This window comes from Anabaena sp. FACHB-1237, assembly GCF_014696225.1.
Lineage (GTDB): Bacteria > Cyanobacteriota > Cyanobacteriia > Cyanobacteriales > Nostocaceae > FACHB-1237.
The window spans coordinates 45,658-70,510 of record NZ_JACJPV010000022.1 but is presented as its reverse complement, the minus strand read 5'-3'; the positions used below and the strand labels follow the sequence as shown (position 1 = coordinate 70,510).

Annotated in this window: 18 protein-coding genes and 1 tRNA gene; 10 read left to right on the top strand and 9 right to left on the bottom strand. The window is 34.8% G+C overall.

Features of this window, described 5'->3' with window-relative positions; genetic code table 11:
* The first annotated feature begins 139 nt into the window (after positions 1-139).
* From H6F32_RS12530 to H6F32_RS12505, 6 genes are all read left to right on the top strand, one after another.
* Positions 140-646 (top strand): PilN domain-containing protein, encoded by a 507-nt coding sequence (locus H6F32_RS12530; RefSeq protein ID WP_190369669.1) that lies wholly within the window; start codon positions 140-142, stop codon positions 644-646.
* A complete protein-coding gene (locus H6F32_RS12525) occupies positions 643-1,416 on the top strand; it encodes a pilus assembly protein PilO (RefSeq protein ID WP_190369668.1) in 774 nt (257 codons plus the stop codon). Before H6F32_RS12530 ends, H6F32_RS12525 begins: the two co-directional genes overlap by 4 nt.
* A 328-nt stretch (positions 1,417-1,744) precedes the next feature.
* On the top strand, positions 1,745-4,063 hold the full coding sequence (locus H6F32_RS12520) for a type IV pilus secretin family protein (protein ID WP_190369667.1): 2,319 nt from the start codon (positions 1,745-1,747) through the stop codon (positions 4,061-4,063).
* A gap of 370 nt (positions 4,064-4,433) precedes the next feature.
* Positions 4,434-4,718 carry an HU family DNA-binding protein gene (locus H6F32_RS12515; protein WP_190369666.1) on the top strand — a complete coding sequence of 95 codons (285 nt, stop codon included), beginning with the start codon at positions 4,434-4,436 and terminating at the stop codon, positions 4,716-4,718.
* Between the two features lie 319 nt (positions 4,719-5,037).
* On the top strand, positions 5,038-6,132 hold the full coding sequence (gene cobD, locus H6F32_RS12510) for a threonine-phosphate decarboxylase CobD (protein ID WP_190369665.1): 1,095 nt from the start codon (positions 5,038-5,040) through the stop codon (positions 6,130-6,132).
* 95 nt (positions 6,133-6,227) lie between these two features.
* Complete coding sequence (locus H6F32_RS12505) at positions 6,228-7,655, top strand: NAD(P)/FAD-dependent oxidoreductase (protein ID WP_190369664.1); 1,428 nt, start codon at positions 6,228-6,230, stop codon at positions 7,653-7,655.
* Positions 7,656-7,685: 30 nt separating this feature from the next.
* Here H6F32_RS12505 and H6F32_RS12500 read toward each other — a convergent pair whose 3' ends face one another.
* Positions 7,686-9,380 carry a DUF3685 domain-containing protein gene (locus H6F32_RS12500; RefSeq protein WP_190369663.1) on the bottom strand — a complete coding sequence of 565 codons (1,695 nt, stop codon included), beginning with the start codon at positions 9,378-9,380 and terminating at the stop codon, positions 7,686-7,688.
* Positions 9,381-10,106: 726 nt separating this feature from the next.
* On the opposite strand from H6F32_RS12500, the gene H6F32_RS12495 reads away from it, so the two are divergent.
* From H6F32_RS12495 to H6F32_RS12485, 3 genes are all read left to right on the top strand, one after another.
* The gene (locus H6F32_RS12495; RefSeq protein ID WP_190369662.1) at positions 10,107-10,583 is read left to right on the top strand and encodes a CRR6 family NdhI maturation factor; all 477 of its coding nucleotides are present in this window, start codon (positions 10,107-10,109) and stop codon (positions 10,581-10,583) included.
* Positions 10,584-10,810: 227 nt separating this feature from the next.
* Positions 10,811-11,374 carry a sporulation/spore germination protein gene (locus H6F32_RS12490; protein ID WP_190369661.1) on the top strand — a complete coding sequence of 188 codons (564 nt, stop codon included), beginning with the start codon at positions 10,811-10,813 and terminating at the stop codon, positions 11,372-11,374.
* A 607-nt stretch (positions 11,375-11,981) separates the two neighbouring features.
* Positions 11,982-13,652, top strand: coding sequence for an MBL fold metallo-hydrolase (locus tag H6F32_RS12485; RefSeq protein WP_190369660.1), 1,671 nt, complete (start codon positions 11,982-11,984; stop codon positions 13,650-13,652).
* Positions 13,653-13,775: 123 nt separating this feature from the next.
* Here the strand turns inward: H6F32_RS12485 and H6F32_RS12480 are convergent, their stop codons facing one another.
* From H6F32_RS12480 to H6F32_RS12455, 6 genes are all read right to left on the bottom strand, one after another.
* The gene (locus H6F32_RS12480) at positions 13,776-14,087 is read right to left on the bottom strand and encodes a DUF6679 family protein (RefSeq protein ID WP_190369659.1); all 312 of its coding nucleotides are present in this window, start codon (positions 14,085-14,087) and stop codon (positions 13,776-13,778) included.
* Positions 14,088-14,460: 373 nt separating this feature from the next.
* On the bottom strand, positions 14,461-14,856 hold the full coding sequence (locus H6F32_RS12475; RefSeq protein ID WP_190369658.1) for a hypothetical protein: 396 nt from the start codon (positions 14,854-14,856) through the stop codon (positions 14,461-14,463).
* A gap of 59 nt (positions 14,857-14,915) precedes the next feature.
* A complete protein-coding gene (locus H6F32_RS12470) occupies positions 14,916-15,254 on the bottom strand; it encodes a YtxH domain-containing protein (protein ID WP_190369672.1) in 339 nt (112 codons plus the stop codon).
* 419 nt (positions 15,255-15,673) lie between these two features.
* Positions 15,674-15,970, bottom strand: a complete 297-nt coding sequence (locus H6F32_RS12465; protein WP_190369657.1) for a hypothetical protein — start codon at positions 15,968-15,970, stop codon at positions 15,674-15,676.
* A gap of 277 nt (positions 15,971-16,247) precedes the next feature.
* Entirely contained in the window at positions 16,248-17,204 is a 957-nt protein-coding gene (locus H6F32_RS12460; protein WP_190369656.1) for a M48 family metallopeptidase, read from the bottom strand.
* A 391-nt stretch (positions 17,205-17,595) separates the two neighbouring features.
* Positions 17,596-17,669: transfer RNA gene (locus H6F32_RS12455), tRNA-Arg, on the bottom strand.
* 365 nt (positions 17,670-18,034) lie between these two features.
* Here H6F32_RS12455 and H6F32_RS12450 point away from each other — a divergent pair.
* Positions 18,035-18,703: a response regulator transcription factor gene (locus tag H6F32_RS12450; RefSeq protein ID WP_395939603.1), complete on the top strand. Its 669-nt coding sequence runs from the start codon at positions 18,035-18,037 to the stop codon at positions 18,701-18,703.
* Between the two features lie 57 nt (positions 18,704-18,760).
* On the opposite strand, the gene H6F32_RS12445 is transcribed toward H6F32_RS12450, so the two are convergent.
* Both H6F32_RS12445 and H6F32_RS12440 read right to left on the bottom strand, forming a co-directional pair.
* A complete protein-coding gene (locus H6F32_RS12445; protein WP_190369654.1) occupies positions 18,761-19,141 on the bottom strand; it encodes a hypothetical protein in 381 nt (126 codons plus the stop codon).
* A gap of 214 nt (positions 19,142-19,355) precedes the next feature.
* Positions 19,356-24,761: a DEAD/DEAH box helicase gene (locus tag H6F32_RS12440; protein ID WP_190369653.1), complete on the bottom strand. Its 5,406-nt coding sequence runs from the start codon at positions 24,759-24,761 to the stop codon at positions 19,356-19,358.
* Between the last annotated feature and the right edge of the window lie 92 nt (positions 24,762-24,853).

Below are 24,853 nucleotides of genomic sequence, written 5' to 3'. Positions count from 1 at the left end.
CAACTGGTATGAAGTACAGAGGAATCTGTTTACTTTAGTTGTACGTGAGCATATTTTTGCTAATCTTAATAGCGATCGCATGATCTAGAATACATAGATAATGTTTTTTGTCAATGCGTAAGTCCTAGCTTTAATTACAGTGTTTGATCACATTCGTCCTTGGTCAGCTATGTTACAGGATTTGCGCGATCGCATACCTCCAAGAGTACAAATTGAAAGTATTAGACAAGTCCCACCTACACCTGTGGTATCTAATAATAACGCTTCTATAGTCAATAATCCTGGTGCTACAGCAGGAACATTGGAAATTTCTGGTTATGCCCGTAGTTATGCTGATGTGAACGACTTTAGTATCAGTATAGGTAAATCAAGTTTCATTAATATTGATGAAACTAACATTAAAAGTGCTGAACTAATAGATGCTCCTGAAATTACAGGTTTTGTTGTAGTTAAGGATGAGAAACCTGGATCACCAGGAGGAAAAAACGTAAAAATTAAAACACCTAAAGTAATTAAATATACAATTAAAGCTGGTTTAAGTACAACCCCAGCAACGGAGTTATTGCAAGAACTAGAGAAAAAAGGTGCAACAGGACTAGGAATAAGACTGCGTAATATTGAAAACACAGGTAGGCCAAGGAAATGACATTTACAGAGGATCTGAATTTGGAAACAGGGACGCAATTTGAAGGTTCTGGGGGATCTCTGGCAGTAATTTTTGGTATTCCCTTAACTCCACAAATTATTGGTGGTGTAATTGGTGCTCTAGGTATACTAGGTGGTGCTTATATGATATTTAGTATGGGTATGCCAGCTTGGGATAACTTGCAACAACAACAAGCTAAACGAGATCAACTTGGAAAAGATATTGAACAAAAAAGAATTTTATCAAAACAAATTAAAAAAGTAGAATCAGATTTAGAAGCAGCCAAGGCTCAACAAAAACAAGTATTAGGTTTATTTGCTGATGAAAAAAGTTTACAGACATTATTGTTAGATACCAGTCGTTTAGTTGATTCTAGCAACACTCAAGCACCAGCCAATGTCGTAGAAGCCAAACTAAAAAGATTTTTCCCTGTTTCTGAAAAACCAGAAATAGTGATAGATAGCAGTTTTGGACCGGAAGTCAATAATAAGCTTAAACGGAGTGTAATTAAAGTAAATATTGAAGGAACATTTGAGCAAACACAGGATATTATGCAAAACATTGAGCGTTTACAACCTTTATTATTAGTGAAAAACTTTGATTCCAAATTGCAAGTACCAGAAATAGAAGGAGATAAAGACAAAAAGATAGTGTACCGAGGGCCAGGTGAACTTTCTACGTCGTTTGATTTAGAAGCATTAATACCAGTAAGCGAAGAAGAATCTGCCGCGATCGCTGCTCAAGCCGCCACTCAAGCCCCTAAAAAATAACCACAATATAATCACAATAAGCCTGTACAGAATAAAATAATAGGACTTACGCAAGTGTCACACTAAAAAATTTGTTGTAGGGTGGGTCAGACATCAACAATTTGGTTATTTACATGATTTATACTGTGTGACGTGGTTGGTGAGCTTGTCCACACCCTACCAATGTGCCAGTTGCGTAAATCCTGAATAATTAATGGTAATGCTTCAAGTTTGATGTTTTCTAATAATTTTGATACTTGGTGTCAATAACAAGTTAAAATTCTGAATTTGTGGTTAAAAAATAGACGTACTTTCAAACTTCCGTATTATTTTAGGTGAGGAATGAACTATGAAACACATTCATAGTAGTATTTTTATATCAAGTGCTGTTTCTATAGTGTTAGCAGTGCAGCCAGTGTTAGCTCAAGTAGCAGAAGTTACTGATGTGATGTTAACTCCTGTGGAGGGTGGTATTACAGTGATCTTAAAGACCTCAGATCAAAAACGTCCCCAGGTTTTGACGACTAAAAAGGATAAGTCCTTAGTAGTAAAGATTATTAATGCTAAATTACGTTTACAGCAAAATAAAACACAAAACAACAATTTTCGTCAAGAAAATCCAGCCCCTGGAATAGCATCTATAGAAGTTAATCAGTTGGCGGGTGATAGTATTAGTGTGATAGTTACAGGGATAAATAACGCGCCTAACAATCGCTCAGTGGTGCGAAAAGACGATAATTTAAGTTTAAAATTCAGTATAAGTACGGAGTCTGTGGCTACTAATGCCGCCAATAATCCTCCAGAAGATAAAACAGGTACAGAAAATAATACCAGTAATAGTACCAAGAATGTTACACAAGTTCCATTAACTGCTCCAGTATATAATCCCAATGAACCAGGAAAAAGACCAGATGTATTAGTACCTAATCCCCAGGTGTTAATTGATGGTAAACCTGTCCAAACTGCTGGATCCGGTCAACCTTATAACCAGGCTCCTCTTTTTTTACCTAAGGCTGTGGCCCCACCTGTAGGGGATATTACTCAGTCTAATATTGATACGTCTCCTGCGGTGATTGATTTAGGTACAAAAGAACGAGTTCGCCGGTTAGTGTTGCGTGATGCACCTGTAAGAGATGTTTTATCGTTATTAGCTCGTGCTGCTGGGATGAATTTGGCTTATATAGGTGGGGAAGCAGAAAAAGCGCAAGATAATGGAAATGATGCAACTAAGACATCTCAGAAAATTTCCTTAGATATAGAAAATGAATCTGTGCAAGATGTTTTTAATTACGTCCTGCGTTTGAGTGGTTTAGAAGCTAACCGCAGTGGACGGACAATTTTTGTTGGGGTTAAATTACCTAATTCTAGTCGTGATCTTGTAATGCGTAATCTCCGACTAAATCAGGTAACGGTGGATGTGGCCTTAAATTTCTTAGTGGCTTTGGGTGCAGAAAGTGCTGTCAGTCGAGAAAGACTAGTTACTAGTGTTAATGCTGTACCTGTGGGTGGTGCTGCTAACACCGCAGTTACTCAAACTCAAACGACGACAGAAACAAAAATTGAGACTCAACGGATTACATATACAGATTCAACACCTATACTCAGAGGGTTACAAGCTTCAGGAGACGAGCGGACAAATTCTGTTACATTAATTGGCAGTCCTAAGATGGTGGAGATGGCAGTATCTCAATTAATGCAGCTTGATATCCGTCGTCGTCAAGTGGTGGTGAATGTCAAAATTATTGATGTCAACCTGACAGGTACTCAAGATTACAATACCAGTTTTTCTTTTGGGGTTGGTAACAATTTCTTTGTTAATGATGGTGGTGCAGCATCTTTAAATTTTGGTGGTTCTCGACCGGCTAATTCTGATGAATTGGAAAATAGTGTCACAGCAACACCAGTTACAAATAATCCACTTCAGACTGGAGATGTTGAGGGTTCTACTGCTGGTATCAGTCGAGATCCCACAAGTTCTGGAAGCACAACGGGAAGTATACCAACTTTATACCAATTCCCTAAACGGCTTCTTATAAGTTTACAAGCTCAAGTTACCAGTGGTAACGCTAAGATATTGACAGATCCCACCTTAATTGTTCAAGAAGGACAAAGTGCAGTAGTTAAGTTAACTACAGAGGTATATGCTGGACTAAAAACTTCATCACAAAGTACAGGAACTACATCATCAACTACATCATCCTCTGCCAGCGAACCTATTATCAAGGAAGCAGGTCTATCTTTGAATGTGAAGGTAGAAAGAATTGATGATAATGGTTTTGTATCTTTGTCTGTTGCCCCTACTGTATCTGCTCCGGGTGGTACAGCACAAGCCGGCGGTAGTAATGGCACAATAACTCTGTTATCCGCAAGAAGCCTGGCATCCGGTGTATTGCGTTTGCGGGATGGTCAAACGCTTATTCTTTCCGGTATTATTCAAGACACGGATCGAACAAGTGTTTCTAAATTACCTATTTTGGGTGATATTCCCCTGCTGGGTGCGCTGTTTAGGAAAACAAACAAACAGAATGAACGTAGAGAGGTAATTATTTTACTTACACCGCAAATAATGGATGATTCTCAGGGATCTGGCTACGGTTATAATTACAGTCCTAGTCCTCCAGTGCGGGATATATTGGAGCGTCGTGGCTTAAAGGTACAACCCAAGTAATAGGTTGGTTGGGTAATAATAAATCGCGGTTATACTCGCAAAATTACATTTTAATTGTATGCTTGTGGTTTATAATGTCTTTGCGGTGCTGATCTATTTTTGTAACTTTTTGTTACTGTTTCTCAGTGAGTTGAGCAACAAAAAACACAAAAAATTCTGAAATCTATATAAATTAACAGTTTCACCTATGCAGTTCTGGCTACTACAGCTTAGAATAATTCATTGAAAAGTCGAGTCAATGGGATTTACGGTAGTTTTGAGTGTAAATACTCTCAGGGAACGATTTTTGTATTTATATCAACAGAGATTTACTTAAAGATGCCAAATAGTGCATTTTAGGATAGTCTCTAATAAAACTTAGGAGTTTGTCATGAACAAGGGTGAATTAGTTGATGCTATTGCTGAAAAAACTGGTGTAACTAAAAAACAGGTTGATCAAGTTTTAAGCTCTGTGATTGAAACCATTATTGAGGCGGTGGCTTCTGGTGATAAAGTAACTTTAGTGGGTTTTGGTTCTTTTGAGTCTAGGGAGCGTAAAGCTCGTGAAGGACGCAATCCTAAAACTAATGAGAAAATGGAAATTCCCGCTACTAGAGTTCCTGCTTTTTCTGCTGGTAAGCAGTTTAGAGAAAAAGTAGCTCCCCCAAAAGAGTAAGTCCTAAGCTGAGAATTTTATAGACAAAACTATACTTATGTTGATAAACCTTGACATAAGTTAGTTAAGAAAATCTCCCACTTGATATATAATCCCATTATGTCAAGTACTGAATTAAGACTATTGCTGATGCAAAAACCAAGCAATAATGGTGATGGTCTTTTTCAAAATCACAAAAGAAAAATCGCGTTGGGCACTCATAGTGTAAGTCTAGATCGGGATGACCGCTCCTATGATCAGTGTTGAAGTAGCAAGTAAAGTCTAGCTTGGTCTAGGTTTTATATATTCAGTAGATAGTTTTACAAGGAAACTTTTGTCAATGCAGGAACAAGCACACGGGGGAAATTTAAGTTGGGCGGCGGCATTAGCTGGCTGTCCCCCGGATGCTATTCTGGACTTTTCAGCTAGTATTAGCCCTCTGGGACCTCCTGATAGTGTAATTACAGCTATCACTTCTGAGTTGGGCAATTTGAGAAATTATCCAGATCCTGATTATAGTGACTTGAGACTCGCTCTCAGTCACTTTCATCAAATACATCAAGATTGTATTTTACCGGGTAATGGTTCGGCAGAATTGTTGACTTTGGTGGGTAGAGACTTAGCTAGTTTATCTGCTACTGTGTTAGTAACTCCTGCTTTTGGTGATTACTACCGCGCTCTTCAGGCTTATGATGCTAGGGTGTTGTCTCTTTCTGTGGATTTGACAACGGATCTGTTGATTAATTTTAATGTACATCCACGTATTGGTGTTTCATTAGATATAAATAGGGAAGAAAGCGGATTATTAATCAACAATCCTCATAATCCCACTGGTAAATTGTTTGTGTGGGAGTCTATTGTTCCTTATTTGGAACAGTTCGCTTTAGTGGTAGTGGATGAGGCCTTTATGGACTTTGTTCCTCCTGAACAGGAACAAAGTATGATTGCTTTGGTTGAGGAGTATGAAAATTTAGTGGTTTTACGATCGCTGACAAAATTCTATAGTCTTGCTGGGTTAAGATTAGGTTATGCGATCGCCCATCCAGATCGTCTGGCTACATGGAAATCATGGCGAGATCCTTGGCCAGTAAACACTTTGGCGGTAGCAGCAGCGATCGCTGCCCTAAAAGATATAGAATATCAAGTAAATAGCTGGGAATGGCTACCAACGGCGCGAAAATTCCTTTTTGATGGTTTATCATCTCTTCCTGGTTTAAAGCCGATTCCTGGGGCTGCAAATTACCTATTAGTAGAATCTGAGTATTCCACTGTGGAATTACAACGTCAATTACTTCAGAGATATCAGATTTTAATTAGAGATTGTGCTAGTTTTAAAGAATTAGGCGATCGCTATTTTCGCGTTGCAGTTCGTTCTCAACTTGATCATGAAACTTTATTAACTGCACTGCATTTTATGACAAGAAATAGGCAATAATTGCTAATTAGTGATAGCTGACGGCTGATAACTTATGATAAGTTATGATAAGTTATGATAAGTTATGATAACTTATATTAATAACAAAATAAAACATGATTGATTACGATTTAGTTATTATTGGTGGAACTTTTGCCGCATATCAAGCTGCTTTAATTGCCACTGAATTTCGCGCTAAGGTGGCTTTAGTTGTCAATTCAACTATTAATAATCATCCCTATTATCAATATTATCCCTATATTTTTCAACAAATTAAACAAATTAAACAAATTAATAATATTAAAGTTAATCATATTCAAGAAAATATTGAAAAACAATATATTATTAATATTGCTAAGAATATCTATGAAATTAATTCCCTAGATAACTTAATGATGCAAGGAGTTGATATCATTACAGATCATGGTCAATTTACAGATAAATATCCATTAGAATTTACAGTGAATCAAAGAAAATTAAAAGCCAGAAATTACTTACTAGCTAATGGTTCAATTCCTACTATTCCTCAGATTAAAGGCTTAGAAAATATCGCCTATTTAACTATAAATAATATTTGGCAATATATAGAAAAACACATAGATAAAAATGCATTAAATAAGCATTTTGCCATCATTGGAGGTACTCCCCAAAGTATAGAAATTGCCCAAATTTTAGCCAACTTAGGTAGTCAAATTACATTAATATTAAATAATCGAAATATTCTCAATTATATTGATACAGAAATCGCTCAATTATTAATCGCGCAATTAGAAATTAATGGTATACAAATCTTAACAGATACAATAGTCACTCAAATCAGAGAAATTGATGGTAAAAAGTGGTTACAAGCAGGAAATAAAGCCATTGAAACTGATGAGATAATTATAGCAATTAACCAAGAACCGAATATACAATCTTTGAATTTAAAAAGTATAGGGGTAAAATACAACCAACAGCGTTTAATGGTTAATAAAAAACTGCAAAGTAGCAATCATAGAGTATATGCTTGTGGGGATGTAATTGGTGGTTATAATATTCCTAGTCTGGGGAATTATGAAGCGAATATTGCAGTTAAAAACGCCTTATTCTTACCCATTCATGAAGTTAATTATCAAACAGTTATTTGGGGTATATATTGTCAACCAAATATAGCACATATTGGGTTAACAGCAAATCAAGCTAAAGGTAAATATCCCGCAAATCAAATATTAGAATTAAAACAGTATTTTAAAACTAATACAGCAGCACAAATAACAGGGGAAAATACAGGAGTTTGTAAATTAGTAGTCTTAGAAAATGGGCAAATTTTAGGATGTTGTATTTTTGGTTCAGCGGCAACAGAAATAATAAATATTATGGCATTATTAATAGCAAAAAATCTGAAAGTTGCAGAATTAGCAAACATAGCTCCTATCTATCCTAGTTTTTCAGAGATTTTGGTAAAAACTGCTAGAGAATGGCAAAATGAAAGGATGAGAAAAAATCATATTTTACAGGAATTATTAGCAAGTTTCTTTAATTTTCGTCGAGATATAAATTTTTAATTGACATTAAAGAATTTTGGGATATGACAATTATTTTTTATCCAACAAAGAAACATTTCCTAAACCCTGAATAATACCTCGGCCAATTAAACCTAAACCTTTACCAACTACTTGAGTTAAGATAAAAACAATTCCTGAACCTAAAAAACTTAATAAAGATTGTAATCTAGGGTTAATAGCATCTGCAAATTCTAATAATAATGTTACCATTAAAGGAATACCAGAAATTTGTGCTAATTCCTGGTTACGAGGTGCATAAACTGATATTTTAGTAATACCACGAGATGTAAAATTAAATAACTCATAGCGACTTTCAAAAATTGCTTGTGGTTCATTAATATATTGATTTTTGCTATATTTCCAAGATAAATTATTTCTAAACTTTTCAATTTCTCTTGTGGAAACCATGGCAGAAATATAGAAATTTTGTTTAATTATTTCTACATCTGCAAAATAATTTAATAATGGTTGAATTACCCCATTAGCAACTTGAATAATGAGGTTTTCTAAAATGATCATAGCTTTTAATTGAGATTCTTGACTATTAGCTAAATAATATCTATTATCAATATACAAATCTTTACCTAAGACAATATAAGCGATTAATTCAGTAACTAAGGGAATTTTATAGAGTATTTCTTGAGCTACATTTATGGATTTTTCTAGTAAAAAGTTTTCTAACTTTATGGTATAAATGATGATTTTATATTCTGTGAAAAAATCACAAATTGCTGTAGTTAATAAATCTAGTAACAGTTGTTCTCTTAACTGTGTTAATTGTTGATAATCAAAATTAAAATTGCGAACTTCGGTTAACTTTTGAAATAATTTATGCAAGATTATTTGTAATAATTGACGTTTTTTATCTTCTTGTAAACAATCAATTTCTAAGGGGATAGTAGTCAGGTTATGTAAAGGAAACTGAAGTTGAGTCAGACATAAATGAAATAATTGAGTTTGTCGTGATTGAGCATCAATTATAGAATTATTGATAGGGGGAATATTAACTAAATTGGTAATATGTGATTGTGCAGCAGAAATGTTTTGAGCTAATGGTTGATTTAATGATCTTTCTTGTTTTTTTGGATGTGTAATGAGTAAATGATTAATTAACCAACGTGCTGCTAAAAGTTCCCGTTTTTGTCCTGCTAAAATTGCCTTATCTAATGGTGCAATTCCTGGTATATTTAATTCATTATTGACAGTTTCCAAAGTTTTATTAATCTTGTTAATTCCTGATTTTCCTAAATGATATCTAAACTTAGCAAAAGGTAAATAAAAAGAGGAAGAAATAGTATTCTCTACAGGATAAAACCAATAATAACCACCATTAGCAACTTCTTGAATAATAGGAATTAGCTCAGAAATGGAGATACCTTTAGGGCAATAACCATTAATACCGATGGTTTGAGCCTGTGTTAATAATTCAGGTTGAGAAATAGTAGTTAATAATAAAATGGGAATGTGAGGATATAAAACCTTTAATTGCTGACACAATTGTAAATCTAATTGGATAGATTTAGCAGTGTTACCCAATTCCCAGATAATTAAATTGATGGGTTGGGAAGTGGAGGTGATTTCTGCTAAAATTTGTCCAGCAGTGGTAATTGTGGGAACATCAGCGATAACTTGGAAGTCAGGGATGCTTTCCAGAGTCACTTTTAATCCTAAACGAAAGATAGAATCAGAATCTATTAATAAAAAGTGTAATTGGCGATCGCTCATAGTATAATAATCAATTGGTGATAAGCTGTTGTGCCTTTAACTTGAATAATTAATACAAGCAAGATGCTTGTGCTACTGTAACTTCAGGTTTTTTAATTATACAGTGAGTGCTGCACATTAGCTTATTAAAACACTTTCGACTATCAATTCAATAACAGTCCGGTTCAGTAATTTCTGCTATCTAGTAGTTTACTATATAATTAAAACCAATTTATGATTGAATCTTATATCAATGTTGTTGAACACATTTATCAACTATTGGGATATGGTATTTTAGAGCAACCTGATCCAGAATTTGCTACTTCTCATGGTACTTTATTTGCCCAAAAATGATATTAATAATCACAACATTAATATTAGTTCTGATGCAGAAACAGAGATTTACATACCACTAAGACTTATGCAAGTGTCGCACTAAAAAATCTGTTGTAGGGTGCCAATTGCGTAAGTCCTGGCAATATTAAGCTGATGTGCAGCACTCACTGTAGTGCAAGCATCTTGCTGGCATCTATTATTCAAATTAAAAGCACAACAGCTTATCCACCAAAATATATCTGAATGATGATCAAGATGCACAAATGTTTTAAAATAGTCAGGAGTCAGTAGCGGTTTAGCATTGTTAAACCCATACTCTAATTCATAAAAGAATTGAAAAAATAATTAAACTGCTAATAGCTGATAGCTAACTGCTGACTCCTAATTAAAAACTAATTAATCAACAAATAAATGACAACCATAATTCACCTGAATAACGATCTAATTAACCGTTTAGACCTATCATCAGCATCTTTGATGATAGATTCATTACTACAACAAGGAATTTTATCTTCTGAACAAAAATTGCGTCTGGACATTCAATATCATAGGGAAGAAAATGATCCGCGAGAATTATCAGAAATTCCCGAAATTAGACTATGGTTTGTGAGATTAGATGCTAAATATCCTTGGTTGCCATTTTTACTTGATTGGAAATCAGGAGAATTAGGCAGATATACAGCTATGTTAGTACCTCATCAATTTAGTTCTAAAGAAGGGATTCAATATAATCCTGAAGCATTAGAAATATTTTTAATGCACAAAATATTTATCTTACACCAATGGTTGAAAAGTCAAGATATTCCTACTCAAAACCGTCTTAAATCTTTTGCCCAAATTTTAGGTTATGAATTAGAAGATGGCTTTTTTCAAATGATTGATAATTGATAATTGATAATTGATAGTATATTTAAGCTAATGTGCAGCACTCACTGTATAATTAAAAAACCTAAAGTTACAGTAGCACAAGCATCTTGCTTGTATTAATTATTCAAGTTAAAAGCACAACAGCTTATCAATTGTCAATAATTATTGTCTATGGATATACTGATAATTAATTATCAGTATCAAAATAGACAATGAATATGAGATACATCAGTTGCCTATTAGTTATTATGTATAGTCCCAAAAACCGTCTTTTACCCCTACTTTTACTAGCATTGTGTACCACAGTTACCAGTTGTGATAGTAGCAATACTAGTAATAACAATGATTCAGAAATAACACCAGACAATACAAGTATAGTTACTCCCAAAACACAACCCCAAAATTCTGCCACTTCCTCTGTACAAAACTTTTCCAGTGAGTCTAATACAAAAGCCCTATCCGGTAAAAATACCAGTATAACCCTTTATGTTAGTGATGATCAATGTCAAGAATTATTACCACAGAAAACAGAAGTATCTATGGATGATCCCATACAAGATGCAGTAGGTAAAATTTTTAAACAACAGAATACGGCAGATTTTGTTATATCCGGTTATCGTGTAGATATAAATAATGGTATTGCTACAGTAGATTTACGCATTGATCCAAAATCAAAAAGACAAATATCCTCACTTTCTAATTGTGAACAATTTGTATTATTTAATAGTGTTCGGAAAACTTTAACTAGTAATTCGCAATGGAAAATTAAAAATGTACGCTTTACGGAAAAAGGACAAAATATTATTATGTAAGGAGTCAGGAGTAAGGAGTCGGGAGTCACCAAGTCAGAATCAAGTATTTTAAAGGTATTACTTTTGACTTTCTTTTCACCCCATTGTGATACTCGTACTTACATCTTATTCACAATAGTAAAGATTTTCTGCTGATTCTGTACCAAATCCAAAACTTTCTATTAAGATAGAAACGTCAATAACTTAGCAGCTACCTATCACCTAAAAGCTGACTTCATTTAAGAGAATGTTTGTAAAGTCTAAATTAACACAAAAATCGGCGATTACAAATCGCGTCTACGCAGGTTAAAAATCCTTGGTTGTTCCTTAGTCCACCCAAGGGATCACTGAGCCTGTATAGTAGCAAATTATATTCGCCCCATACTTTTAAAACATACTCTAAGGGTTTAGTAGAGGTTAAGCAGTGCTGAAACCCTACTGACGGCTGATAGCTGACTACTGATAAATCATAAAGGATAAATTATGGATGTAAAACTAATTTTAGTTGTATTCACAGTTATATTCACAATTTCTTGCCTATTCTTCGGCACGAAAAACGGCTTTTACGACTCTGATAATTATCATGGCAACGGTTCTGCACACTAATCGCAGATAATGGTTAATATCAATGCCCTCAACTTTTGATTATGGGGAAACTATTAGTTTAGAGTGTTTACCCTATAGTGTTCAACATCAAGATGAAGGAGTTTGTCTACTCATACGTATGGGTCCACATCGTATTTTATTAGATTGTGGATTAAGAGATATTACGCCTTTAACATCAGAGTTGACAAAATATCCTAAATGTGATAGGAGCAAATTACCCGCAGATTTTGTGATCATTAGTCATGCTCATTCCGATCATGCTGATGGGTTACTAAAGTTACATCAGGTTTTTCCTCTATTACCAATTTACGGTAGTGAAGTCACAAGTAAGTTATTACCACTAAATTGGCCAGAAGAAGATGCTGAAATCATTTCCTCCCTATGTCAAGCTCTTCCTTTGCGATCGCCTGTAGAAATTAGCGATGGTTTAATAGTAGAATTATTTCCCGCAGGTCATTTACCTGGTGCTGTAGCTATTCTACTGACTTACATTAACGAACACCGCAGTTATAAAGTACTATATACCGGAGATTTTTTCCTCTCCAACTCTCGCTTAGTAGAAGGTTTGCGTCTTGATGAATTACGAGGTATAGACTTAGATGTACTTTTAATTGAAGGTAGCTATGGTACATCCCGTCATCCCCATCGTCGTCAACAAGAAAACCAACTCGCTGAACGTATTCACCATGCTATCTTAGATCATCATTCAGTAATTCTACCCACTCCAGCTTTAGGTTTAGGTCAAGAATTGCTCATGTTATTACGTTCCCATCATCATTTTACAGGTAGAGACATAGATATTTGGGTAGATGGTAAAGTTGCAGCAGGTTGTGATGCTTATTTGGCATTATTACCCCATCTTCCCCCATCAGTACAAAATTTCGCTAAACATCAACCTCTCTTCTGGGATGAACGAGTAAAACCCCGTGTCAAAAGACTAAAATTTGAAGACCTCGCGGATCTGGGACAATATCCTGTAATTATTATCACAGATATAACTACAGATTTAAGTAAATACTATCAAAATAATCCTGAAAAATGGTTAATTCTCCTACCAGAAAAAACAGAACTTGCTATTAATAATACACAAACTATACTCAATCAAGTTGAAAGCTATCTTTTAGCTCAACATAGTGACGGATCAGGAACTACCCAATTAATACATAATTTACGTCCGCAGCACATTGTTTTTCTACATGGTTCTCGCAGTTATTTAGCGGATCTCACTAGCTTGGAAGAGTTGCAAAATCGTTATCATATCCATTCGCCCTGCGCTGGCACACTAGTAGAATTACCCATAGGAGAAACTTTTTTACAACCAGCACCTCCAGAGAGTAATTATGAAGGGGAATTGACCGAATTAGAAACTATGATTACTATAGCTTTACCAGAAACGATTATGGCGGATCCTCGTTGGCGAGATTTTGCTGATACTGGTTTAATAGAAGCTCGTTGGCAAGGAGAAGAGTTAGTATTAAGAGGACTATCTCAACGAGAATTACTGCATCAAAATAGTATAGAAGAAGCTCGTAGGAAACAACGTTTACAGTTATCTGATATAGAATGTTGTGCTATTTGTAGACACCAAAGAGGACAACGGTGTGGAAATACCGCCGCCCCCTTATATAATTTTAAAGTTACTCTTGAAGGTTATTGTCCAGCTTTTGAACGCCTACTAACTCCTGATATTTAGAACTTAGGGAATGGGAGTCAGAAGTTCAAGGAGTCAGAATAAAGAATTTTCTCCCTATTCTCTACTCCCTAAGCCTTACTCTGCACCCTACTAATACTTGTCTAAGTTCGAGTACAGCAAAGACTAATCTGGGTTAGAATCACTGTAAGGGTTATGAATACGTTCAGCTTCAGGACATTCATCAGTAACCAGAGGTTCTATACCTCCCCTGGGTACAGAAGCTAACTTCTGAGTGACAGCGCCAATGCTTTCGAGGCGAACCATTTCCTCCCAAGAGCAAATTTCATCTTCTTCATCTGTTTCATAGCGTAGAGTCACTAAGTCACCCTCGATATCTATAATACGGGCCCGCTCTATCCAGCGTTGCTGATCCCGTAAAAATACACATACCTCCCGCCCATCGCAACACAGTTGATAAATCTTGCGGTGTAGCATGTACAGCTTCTACCTTTTTATACAACGTAGTTAAACCTGTCAAAAGTTGGGTTTTACCCCAGGAATATCAAACCTTAAGCAGTTACTTTCACGGTTGATAGCCAGTAAGTTGAATGAATCAATTTTAGCACTTATTTTTAACCTTTAGTTTTGAGCGAAATTTTGTTTCATCAATTTTAGTTTACTGTATAGTGAGCAATTAGGAAGTGACACCAGCGAACAAGTTTGTAAAGTCATATTGTGTGGAAATTGGATCATCACTATATCCTCAGCTAGTTGGTAACAGCTATATCTACTTTGATAACACAATTTCGCTCAATTAACATAGTCTTGTCCATGATCTGTAGTTTTTTTCTCCACAAAATTCTACGTCTTATGGTTTTGACCTATTCCTTATTTGTGGCCTTTGATGCCTAAAAGTTTTCCACGCTGCTTTAACTCCTGCCATTACACTACGAGTATTTATTTGAATATTTTGCGCTTGCTTTTTAGCATGATCTAGTCCTTGATCAAATTGTTTGACTACTTGACTAGCACTTTTTACACCTGTATTCACATCATCAGTTAAATCAGATATCTCTAAGCTGGTATTGCGAATAGCTTCTAACGTGGGTGGTAACTCTCTGGAGAGAGTGTCAAAGAATTTTTCCACACTGCGAGCAGCGCGAGCTAATTCTTGCAAAGCGGGTATAGCTGCTACTAAAACGGCTGTGAGACTAGCAGCAACTAAAAGTAAAGAAAGTCCCAGCCAAAAAAGAGGATCAATCACGATTATGCTATTTACAAACTTGCTTAGGAACTGTCTATTTGCTGGTTGATTAGGGAAGATTAATGATGATCTACTGTGGTGTTGATATTAATGCTATTTTCCTTGGTTAAAGTTTGGCGTTGTTGTTGTGTGACATAAATACCAACAGCGATCGCATCCCGTAATCTATTTATGGTCTGATTCCAGTTTCTCACAGTTTGGGCAGAAAGGCGATGAGTTTGAATTTGCACGCTGGTGGAAATATCCTCAGCTAATTCCGGGATAGCATCAGCAGATTTTTGGACAATTTTGCGAGTTTCTTTTCCTGTGCGGGGAGCAGTCAATAATCCTGTTACACCACCAATGGCTGCTCCTATCATTAAACCACCAATAAATACCAGCGATCGCTTTTGAGACATTTTTTTTGCTCCTAATTGCATTATGTTATGGCAGGGACTAGGGTTAATTAACGGCTGTTCCTATAGCCTTGGCTACTTACAGGTAAATTATAATCCTTTACCTTTAGGACTTACGCAAGTGTCACAGTAAAAAATCTGTTGAGTGGGTGCGTCAGATATCAACAATTTGGTTATTTACATGATTTATACTGTAATTATAAATAAAGTCGGGATAGGGCATTGCCACGACTCTAAACCGAATCAGAGACAGAATAAGACTAAGCTGTTGTGGCTTTAACTTGAATAATGAATACAAGCAAGATGCTTGTGCTACTGTAACTTCAGGTTTTTTAATTATACAGTGCTGCACATTAGCTTACCACAGTAGCATCCGTCAGTGAAGCGTCAAGAATCACCGCGCTTTTAGGTCGGTGAGTATGTCAAAATAATGAACGTTGCCAAATTTTTCTACCTAACACAATTAAATTAAAAATTTGTCTTAATTGTTGAATTTGCTTGGTAAGTTTTTGTTGATTTTCATGTAAATTTTTAATTTTCTCTTGACTGAGATAAATGTAGTTTGGGGCTGTTTGCAGAACTATATAAGTAGCTTGTTCATAATTGTTGAATCTATCGGCTATTTTAGCCAAAGTCTGTTTAATATTCCAGATTTTTTTAGCTAAATAAAATAACCCTAATGACAGGAGGATATTCAGGAACACCACAAAATTTACCATTTTGATTCACATATAATTTTGATTGAGTGATCATCATCGTATTATATAGGACTCATATTTGAATTTTGAAAAAAATTAGGTATTGTAGGGTGCGTCAGATATGATACAGCAGTTTCCGTGATTATGAAGTACACTAAGCTAATGTGCAGCACTCACTGTATAATTAACAAACCTGAAGTTACAGTAGCACAAGCATCTTGCTTGTATTAATTATTCAACTTAAAGGCACATGCCTGTTCATAGTGTACCTCATGTAGATGGAATGTGCTGTATTTCTTTATTTTTGCTGCATTTTATTAATTTGTTCTTGCAATTCAGCAATTTGTTTTTTTAGTCTTTCTGCTTGTGTTTCTGGTGTTTCTGGGGTAACATTTACTGAACCATCGGCCGAACGTTGATAATTACCTTTTTTGATTTCTTGATATTCTTGTGATACAGACCAACTTCGCAAATAATGTAATCTTTCTACGGGAAAAGGATGACTTAATATCATTCCTTGTGCGCCATTGTAAGTCAAAAACTTATACACTTGATTTAGTCCATCTTCATTCAATCCTTGATAATTTTCTGATTGTTGAATAAATTCTTGTAAACTACATTCATGTGCGTATTTATGACTGCCTCCTGCTAATTTCATCATTGATGACATGATGGGGTTTAAATCATCCATTACTAATAATGCGGCTCTGTCGGCAGATAATTCTGCTTTACGTCGCCATTCAAAAAAGGCATAAATTAAGGCTTGACTGACAAAATTACCCACACCAAAAGTTAATTCACTAATTACAGAAGCAGCGTTCATTGCCCACATTGCCATTTGAATTAAAATGGTATGACCACATTTAATATGTCCTAATTCATGGGCTAAAACTGTTTTAATTTCTGCTTCATTCAGTAAGTCTAATAAACCAGTATTTACTACTATATAAGGATGTTCTTTTCCCAGTGCATAACTATTAACTTCGGGGTTTTGACTGACAAATAATGCTGGTTCTGGATAAATGTCTAAGTCTTTGGTACATTCCCGGAATATTTGATAAATGGTAGAATATTGTCTAGGTCCTACTTGGATACTATTACCTAGTAAATAAATTAGTTGTGGTCTTTCATATACAAATTCTACAAATTTACGAGCGACTAAATCAAAGCCTGGTAAGTTACGTAGTGCTTGTTCTGCTTGAATATCTAAAGGATGTCTAAAGGCTTCGCTGGAAATTCCGGTGTATGTTGGCATAATTTGGGGATATTTAAGGATAAATTAGCAAATATATCATCTATTATCTATTGTAATAAGCTAATGTGCAGCACTCACTGTATAATTAAAAAACCTGAAGTTACAGTAGCACAAGCATCTTGCTTGTATTAATTATTCAAGTTAAAGGCACAACAGCTTATAATATTATAACTAATATACAGCCTGATGTTCATCCCCCAAAGTAACCACCTCTAACTCAAGTGATTTAGTCATCTTGAGATGTCTTAAGATGACTTTTGCTGTTAATGTGGGAATTCATCCATTTCCCGTCTATGGGTTTTACGTAAGTTGACACCAGTGAGCGCTGCTAAACCCTCACTAGGAATGAGTATCCATTCCAGAGCTAGATTTTTTTACTTTGCTACATTAACGGGTACGACAGGACTCGAACCTGTGACCGTCCGCTTAGAAGGCGGATGCTCTATCCAACTGAGCTACGTACCCCCAATAAGTCAATAAGTTGTCTTTGGAGTATAATTTAGACCATAGTGTTTGAGACTGGAATATTTAATCTCAATACCCATCTGATCTATTATATATTTATTCTGCAAAATAAGCAATAGTAAATTTATACTAAATTTCCAAGTTTTATATTCCTGATGTTGTAAGCTAATGTGCAGCACTCACTGTATAATTAAAAAACCTGAAGTTACAGTAGCACAAGCATCTTGCTTGTATTAATTATTCAAGTTAAAGGCACAACAGCTTACCATATTTTGTGTTACGCTTAAAACCAATATGATATTTTTTAAGTATTTTTTGGTAATATACTTTATAGACTTTATGCACTTTATACACTGCTAATGGCTATGGGTGATCTAACTATTTTGGTTGTGGATGATGACTTTGGTACTCGTTTATCTATCAGCGATTATCTGGAACTTTCTGGTTATCATGTAATTACGGCTAATAATGGTGAAGATGCTTTATTAATGGTGGAAAAATACCATCCTGATCTAATAGTGACAGATATTATGATGCCAAAAATGAATGGTTATGAGTTGGTACGCCGTGTCCGTCAGCAATCTATGTTTAAATTATTACCCGTAATTCTCTTGACTGCCAGAACTGAAACTCAGGAAAGAATTTTGGGTTATCAGTCGGGTTGTGATTTATATTTACCTAAGCCCTTTGAATTGGAAGAAATATCTGCTGCAATTCGTAATTTATTAGAGCGATCGCAAATAATTCGTTCTGAGTATATGTTTGTCGCTCAAAAGAGCTTAGAATCTAAAAATTATACTATGATAAACGAAAATACTTCCCTAACTGCGGTTAATTCTGTATTATTAACTACTAGAGAACAGGAAGTTTTAGATTTATTAACCTATGGTTTGTCTAATGCAGAAATAGGTAATCAATTACACTTAAGTGCGCGAACTGTGGAAAAATATGTGAGTAGTTTATTAAGGAAAACTGATACTAATAATCGTGCAGAATTGGTGAGGTTTGCCATGAAAAATGGTTTGGTGGAGTAGAATTGGTAATTGATAATTGGTAAATTGGTAAAGTTTTCCTACACTCCACACTGCAAGTTATTCCTCCCAACTTTTACGGCCAAGATCATAAATTCCAGCGCCCATGGTGGCTAATATACCTGTACTAATTGCCCAACTAGGTCCTAAACTAATTTGTATTCCCCAATTACATAAACCACCAATGATTAAAAAGGGAATTATACTACATAAGGAAGCGTAAAAGGCGTTTTGTGATTCTCTTGCTTGACGAGTTTTTTCAAATTCTTTTTCACTAGTATATAGCGATCGCTCTGCAAAATTAAACCATCTATTTAATTGTAATATTACCCATTCTTTAAGTTTTAGTAGACTAATATATAGTGCTAAAGACCATAAACTTGTACCAGCAATGGCAATTTTATCTATGTAAATTTGAAAAGCGAATATATCAATGATCATGGTTTGAATATCAAAGTAGTTAATGTAATTTATGTGGTCTATATCCCTGACTCCTCAAGGATATCAGGGATATTTAGGAGATTTTATCATAAAGATCACCCAGATCCCGGACTTCTTAAAGAAGTCCGGGATCTTTTCTTAAAGAAGTCCGGGATCTTTTCTTAAAGAAGTCCGGGATCTTTTCTTAAAGAAGTCCGGGATCTTTTGTTTTATTTTAAATAATTTTTAGTTTATCTGGCCAATTTTCATCATTATATTTTAGCACTAATATCTGATAATTAGTATTATATTTGAGATTATCTCTATCTATTCTATCCTGTTTTTTCTGTTCCATGCTATCATGCACAGCACCATCACAAAAAATGGCGATCCTCTCATTTTTGTAAACAAAATCTGGTTTACAATTGGCTTCTATAATTAATTCTTGGGCTGTATCTGGTAATTTATATCCTCTCTCATATATTACCTTTAAAACTTCTCTCTCAAAATCAGATTTGGGATCTGTTTGTGCTAACAGTTTCTGATATTGTTGTTCTCTCTCTTGTTCATTAATCTCTATCTCTACTTGACTATATAGTAATATATCCAGAAAATCCTTGATGATATGACGGTTAATTAATGGATGATCAAATTGATTTTGATAGGATAATAAACATTGATAACAGGCTTGAAAACAACTGTCTTTAGGTTGTAAAAAGTGACAAATATCTAAGGCTTCCTGGGCTATTTTTTGGAAAGAATTTACTTCTTGAATTAACCGCGATAATACTCCAGCGCCTCCTTCTGCTGCTTCCCAATATAGTAAATATTTTCCTGTTCCTCCTGAACTTAAACCTGAAGTTAAGTTTTCTGAGTCTAATTCATCCGGTTCTAATTTATAAACTGCTTGAATTGCGGTTTCTAAGGTATATTGTAATGTGGCTATAAATGCGGGTATTTTCTCTTGGGGAAGGTTATTTAATAGTTCCGGTAATGGTTCAATAACCAGAATGTTGGAGGTATTTTCTACCATTAAATAAACTTCTGTTTGGATATTTTCTGGAGGAACATTGCTATTTTTATCTAACCAATTTCCGGTTTTGATATCTAGTTTAAAACCTCTTTCATCTATGTTTCTATTTAGTCCTCTATTGATGCGGTAAATATTGGCTGAATTACCATAGGTTAATTTTAATAATGGTATGTTTTCCGCAGATTTAACTATGGCTATTTGATCTGCTTTATTGTTGCTATAACGAAAATGGGTAGTGATATTATAACCATATTTTAATCTTTCTTCTTCATCGCAGGTAATTTTGTCTCTTTTTTTAGTTAATGCTGTATCCATGTCTAAAACATGATATAATTTGGCTAGGTTTTTACTTTGACTATCTACTATGGTTTGCTGGCAATTTTCGCAGTTATTCAGATTATAATCTTTTTGAAAATAACCACAATTAAAACATACAGATACCTGTTGATATTGTTTATCAATTCCCGCCGCAGGAATTTTAATTTTTGATACCATAAATTTACTACCTTCATAATAAATAATATTATTAGGTGCAAATTCTCTTAAAGCCACAATACGCGGACGGGAAATACATTCTACGCTATCACTAGTATTTACAAATGATCTAATGGGTAAACGAGGAAAATTAAACCCTGGTAAAAATCCTTCGGAAGCAAAATAACGATAGGGATAAAATTCAAATTCATTATTACCTTGTTTTTGATTTTGTCCTAATAATAAAGCAATTTGTCGGCTGGCTTCTTTTTGTTGACGTTCAGCTTGATCTCGTTCTTCCTTAGTAACATAACCAGCAGCAGATCGATCTATCATATCACGGGCTGATTGTAATTGTTCCTGGGCTTGACTATATAGTTTACGCCAGCGATCGCATTTTTGATCAAAGGTATTTACTGCATTTTCTAAAGTAAATTGTAACCAATATTCTGAATACCACGAGGTTTTTTGTAAGTCAGTTTGACAAAATATATCATTGAGAATGATCTTAGCAGATTGGACACATTCAGCTAATTTTTGCCGATTCAATCTTAATTTTAAATATAACTCTTCTTTGAGAGGATAATTAGGTTTTTCTACATCTAAAATCCTATTCATAGAATCTTCTAAATATACTCCCGTATGTGCTAACCAAATAGAATAAATATGAGAAGTAATTAAGTCCTTATTTCCTAATTCTAGTTGAGGAGGTGTAACAGTACCAGCTACCATTTGATTTTGACGTTGGAAAAAATATTGATCATGGCCACTACCAATAGCAGCATAGGTAATAACTAACGCTTGTTGACCACTTCTACCAGCCCGGCCACTACGTTGGGCGTAATTTGCAGGACTTGGAGGTACATTTCTTAAATGAACAACACTAAGATCAGAAATATCAATTCCTAACTCCATTGTGGGGGAACAAAATAAACTCGCTAATTTTCCTTCTCTAAATAATGTTTCTCTTTCTTGACGATATTCCTGTTTAACTTGTCCTGTGTGTTCTCTTCCTGACATCGCCTTAATTTTGCGGGCGTTATTTTGATAGAATTGTTGAAAGAATTTATTCACTGATGTAGTATTTTTCTCTGTTCCTTTTAATATTTTTGTCCTTAATACATCTAAGGGAATTTCATCTAATTGAATAGCTTTCCAAGCTAAAGCATCAATACACAGTTGTAATGGTAAATTTTCATTAGTTAAAAATCCTCTGTGACGTAATACTGTAATTAACACATTAATTAAGTCTAAATATTCCTGTTCTGATAAGAATTGACTGCGTAAACTCCACCTTTGGGGAAAACGTAAAAACCGCCCTATTTGACTGCGGGAAGTTAATTTAACAACGGCTTTTTTATCCTGGGGGTTAGTAGTTGCAAAAGTGGCAATATCTAGTCTTTCATCTTCATTAAAAGCCCAAGTATCTTTAATTAATTGGTTAACTTCATTTTTGGTTTTCTCGGGTTCCTCCTTTTGTAAATATTTCGCATCTATGGCTAAAGAACGACGTAAAACATCTAATAAGGTTTTAGCTGCTGTAAATCTTTGCTCTGATGTTGCTTGTAATAAAATAGGATGGGGGTATTTTCTCCAAATAGTCTGATCTTGACAAGTTTTTTCCAATTCAATATATTCAATTACTAATAGTCCACATTGTTCTAAATTTGGTTGAACAAAACGCCAACCTCTGCGTAAATCTTCATACAAACGATATTCAATTAACTTACGAAAAGCGTCCTGATTTCTATTTGCTTTTGCATAACCTTCTTCTGCGACATTTTTAGCATAATCATTTTGAGAAAGTCCCATTTCTTTAATTACTTCTGTGACTAATTCACTATGGGTAAGTTGACCATTTTTTTGTAATGCTGCTAATAATGAACCACGTAAAAAACTGGTTTGCACAAAATCATTAAAATGTCCCGCTTGTAATGAAGCATCCTGGCGATTATCGGTAAAACTAAGAATTTTGGCAGCAGCGAGATTTTCACCTGTTAAAACCTCTTTTAGCCGGGTTACAGTGGATAAACAAAGTAAGGTAGTAGCGGTACTGCGTCCTTCACTACTCAAGCGAGAAAGTTTACTAAATTCGCTTTTTCTTCCATCATGAATTGTGCCACACTTTAAACAAAAACGAAAAGGTTTAGCCACAAACCAACCTGTATTTCCTGTAAATAAGGACTCGGTAATTTTTCCGTTGGGGAGAACTGTTAATTTTTGCGGAATGAATTTTGCATAATCTTTTTTAGGAGTTCTTTCTCTTTTTTTAGTTTCGGTAAACCAAGTATCAGGAAGGCTAAGTTCATCCTGATCTTCATCCCATAATTCGGGTTCATTTAGGGTAAAATAACCAATTTGGATATCTGTATTTTCCGAATTTGTGGCTATATCTGTGGGTAATAATGGCAATATTGTTTGTTTATCTCTGTCATATTTGACAACATAATAATCTTGGCCACATTCCCGACATAAAACTAAAGGATAAAGTAGTTTATCTGCGGTGGTTTGATATTGTCCTTCTAAGGTTAAAAAACGTTGTTCATAACTTTCCAGAGTAGAATATACACTACCACCTTGAGAAATAAATTGATGTAGTCTAAATGCTAAACCTTTAACTTTACTTCCCCATAAAAACATTTTTTGGAGAATATTTAAACATTGTTCATAGGTACGCTTTAGCGCATTTTCAGAATCCTGTGCTGAAGCGCAACTACGGGCTAAATTTTCCGCAGCAGTTTCTAAGGTTATGGAATGACGACGGGTAAAATATATTTGGTTATCTTCTTGTTTTTCTTCTAAACCTACATTCATTTCTATCCAATAACTTAAAGGATGTTTTTGAAAGTTGGTTAATGTTTGTTCTGTTTCTGGTGGTAATTCTTGGTTAATACTGGTTTGTAATTCTTCAATAGTAGGTTTTTCTCTGGTAATTGAACGTTCTAAAGTTTCATCAATGACATTATTATATTTAATTTCTACTCCAAATAATTTACTCGCTACTTCTGCTACTACTTGACGACGTTGTGCGCGTGTTCCTTCTGTGGACATAGTAGCACTTGTCCCTATACATATTAATTTTTGTCCACAACGTTGACGCAGTTTTCTAATTAAAATTGCTACATCCGCCCCCTGTCTTCCTCGATAAGTATGTAGTTCATCTAATACCAGAAATTTTAATACTGGAGACTCTACAAATCTATTTTCATAAGTGCGAGAAAGCATTAATTCTAGCATGACATAGTTAGTTAATAATATGTGTGGCGGATTATTTTGAATTTCGCTTTTTCTGGTTAAATTTTCTTGTCCTGTATATCTAGCGATGGTAATGTGAGTGTTAGGAATGTTGCTTAAAAATTTCTTTAATTCTTCTTCTTGGGAATTAATTAAAGCATTCATAGGATATACTAAAATAGCCCTGACTCCAGTAATTTCTGGATGACGTAATAAGTCGTCAATTATGGGGACTACATAAGTCATACTTTTACCTGAACCTGTACCCGTTGTTAATACATAAGATTCTTGACGAGATGCGGTTTCTATGGCTTGTTGTTGGTGATAATGAAAGTGAATAGGTGTGTTATTTCTGGAGAAATATTGAGTACATTCAGGATGTAATATACCTCTATTTACTAATTCTGTAACGCTTGAACCTGGACGGTATTTAGGGTTAAGTTGGATGAGTGGTTTTGTCCATAAATATCCTTTTTCTAGTTCTTGATGGACAAATTCTCTTAATTTCGGATCACGGATTTTTAAGAAACTTTCAATATAATGGCGATAGTCTCCTACTACTTCATCTCTAAATTGAAAAATGTCTAGGTAGTTGGTATTTGGTGATGGGTAATTGGTAATTGGTGATGGTGTGGTTTTTCCTAAACGGTGATCTATGTAATTTGATAATTGCTGATATAATGATTCGGTAATGGTGTTAAAATTTAGGACTTCTTGTAGTTGTTGAATATCCCAATCTGCGGGGATGTGAGTAAAAATTAGGTTGAGTTTATCTGATGGTATATTATCAACGTCGCTACAATCAATTAAGGCTTTTTTTCTGGCTATGCGAGAACTAAAATATAATATATCTTCGTCGGTTTCTAAGAGTAATTCATGGAGGTTAACTTGTGTGGCCATAGTTGTGATTTGGGGATTTTATCATGGGGTGTTCAGATCCCGGACTTCTTTGAGAAGTCCGGGATCTTGTGGTGGGGTGTTCAGATCCCGGA

What these genes read in the sequence shown, in the direction of transcription:
- H6F32_RS12525 (WP_190369668.1), top strand. Translation starts at nt 643, where the DNA reads ATGACATTTACAGAGGATCTGAATTTGGAAACAGGGACGCAATTTGAA.
- H6F32_RS12520 (WP_190369667.1), top strand. Translation starts at nt 1,745, where the DNA reads ATGAAACACATTCATAGTAGTATTTTTATATCAAGTGCTGTTTCTATA.
- H6F32_RS12515 (WP_190369666.1), top strand. Translation starts at nt 4,434, where the DNA reads ATGAACAAGGGTGAATTAGTTGATGCTATTGCTGAAAAAACTGGTGTA.
- cobD (WP_190369665.1), top strand. Translation starts at nt 5,038, where the DNA reads ATGCAGGAACAAGCACACGGGGGAAATTTAAGTTGGGCGGCGGCATTA.
- H6F32_RS12505 (WP_190369664.1), top strand. Translation starts at nt 6,228, where the DNA reads ATGATTGATTACGATTTAGTTATTATTGGTGGAACTTTTGCCGCATAT.
- H6F32_RS12500 (WP_190369663.1), bottom strand. Translation starts at nt 9,380, where the DNA reads ATGAGCGATCGCCAATTACACTTTTTATTAATAGATTCTGATTCTATC.
- H6F32_RS12495 (WP_190369662.1), top strand. Translation starts at nt 10,107, where the DNA reads ATGACAACCATAATTCACCTGAATAACGATCTAATTAACCGTTTAGAC.
- H6F32_RS12490 (WP_190369661.1), top strand. Translation starts at nt 10,811, where the DNA reads ATGTATAGTCCCAAAAACCGTCTTTTACCCCTACTTTTACTAGCATTG.
- H6F32_RS12485 (WP_190369660.1), top strand. Translation starts at nt 11,982, where the DNA reads ATGCCCTCAACTTTTGATTATGGGGAAACTATTAGTTTAGAGTGTTTA.
- H6F32_RS12480 (WP_190369659.1), bottom strand. Translation starts at nt 14,087, where the DNA reads ATGCTACACCGCAAGATTTATCAACTGTGTTGCGATGGGCGGGAGGTA.
- H6F32_RS12470 (WP_190369672.1), bottom strand. Translation starts at nt 15,254, where the DNA reads ATGTCTCAAAAGCGATCGCTGGTATTTATTGGTGGTTTAATGATAGGA.
- H6F32_RS12465 (WP_190369657.1), bottom strand. Translation starts at nt 15,970, where the DNA reads ATGGTAAATTTTGTGGTGTTCCTGAATATCCTCCTGTCATTAGGGTTA.
- H6F32_RS12460 (WP_190369656.1), bottom strand. Translation starts at nt 17,204, where the DNA reads ATGCCAACATACACCGGAATTTCCAGCGAAGCCTTTAGACATCCTTTA.
- H6F32_RS12450 (WP_395939603.1), top strand. Translation starts at nt 18,035, where the DNA reads ATGGGTGATCTAACTATTTTGGTTGTGGATGATGACTTTGGTACTCGT.
- H6F32_RS12445 (WP_190369654.1), bottom strand. Translation starts at nt 19,141, where the DNA reads ATGATCATTGATATATTCGCTTTTCAAATTTACATAGATAAAATTGCC.
- H6F32_RS12440 (WP_190369653.1), bottom strand. Translation starts at nt 24,761, where the DNA reads ATGGCCACACAAGTTAACCTCCATGAATTACTCTTAGAAACCGACGAA.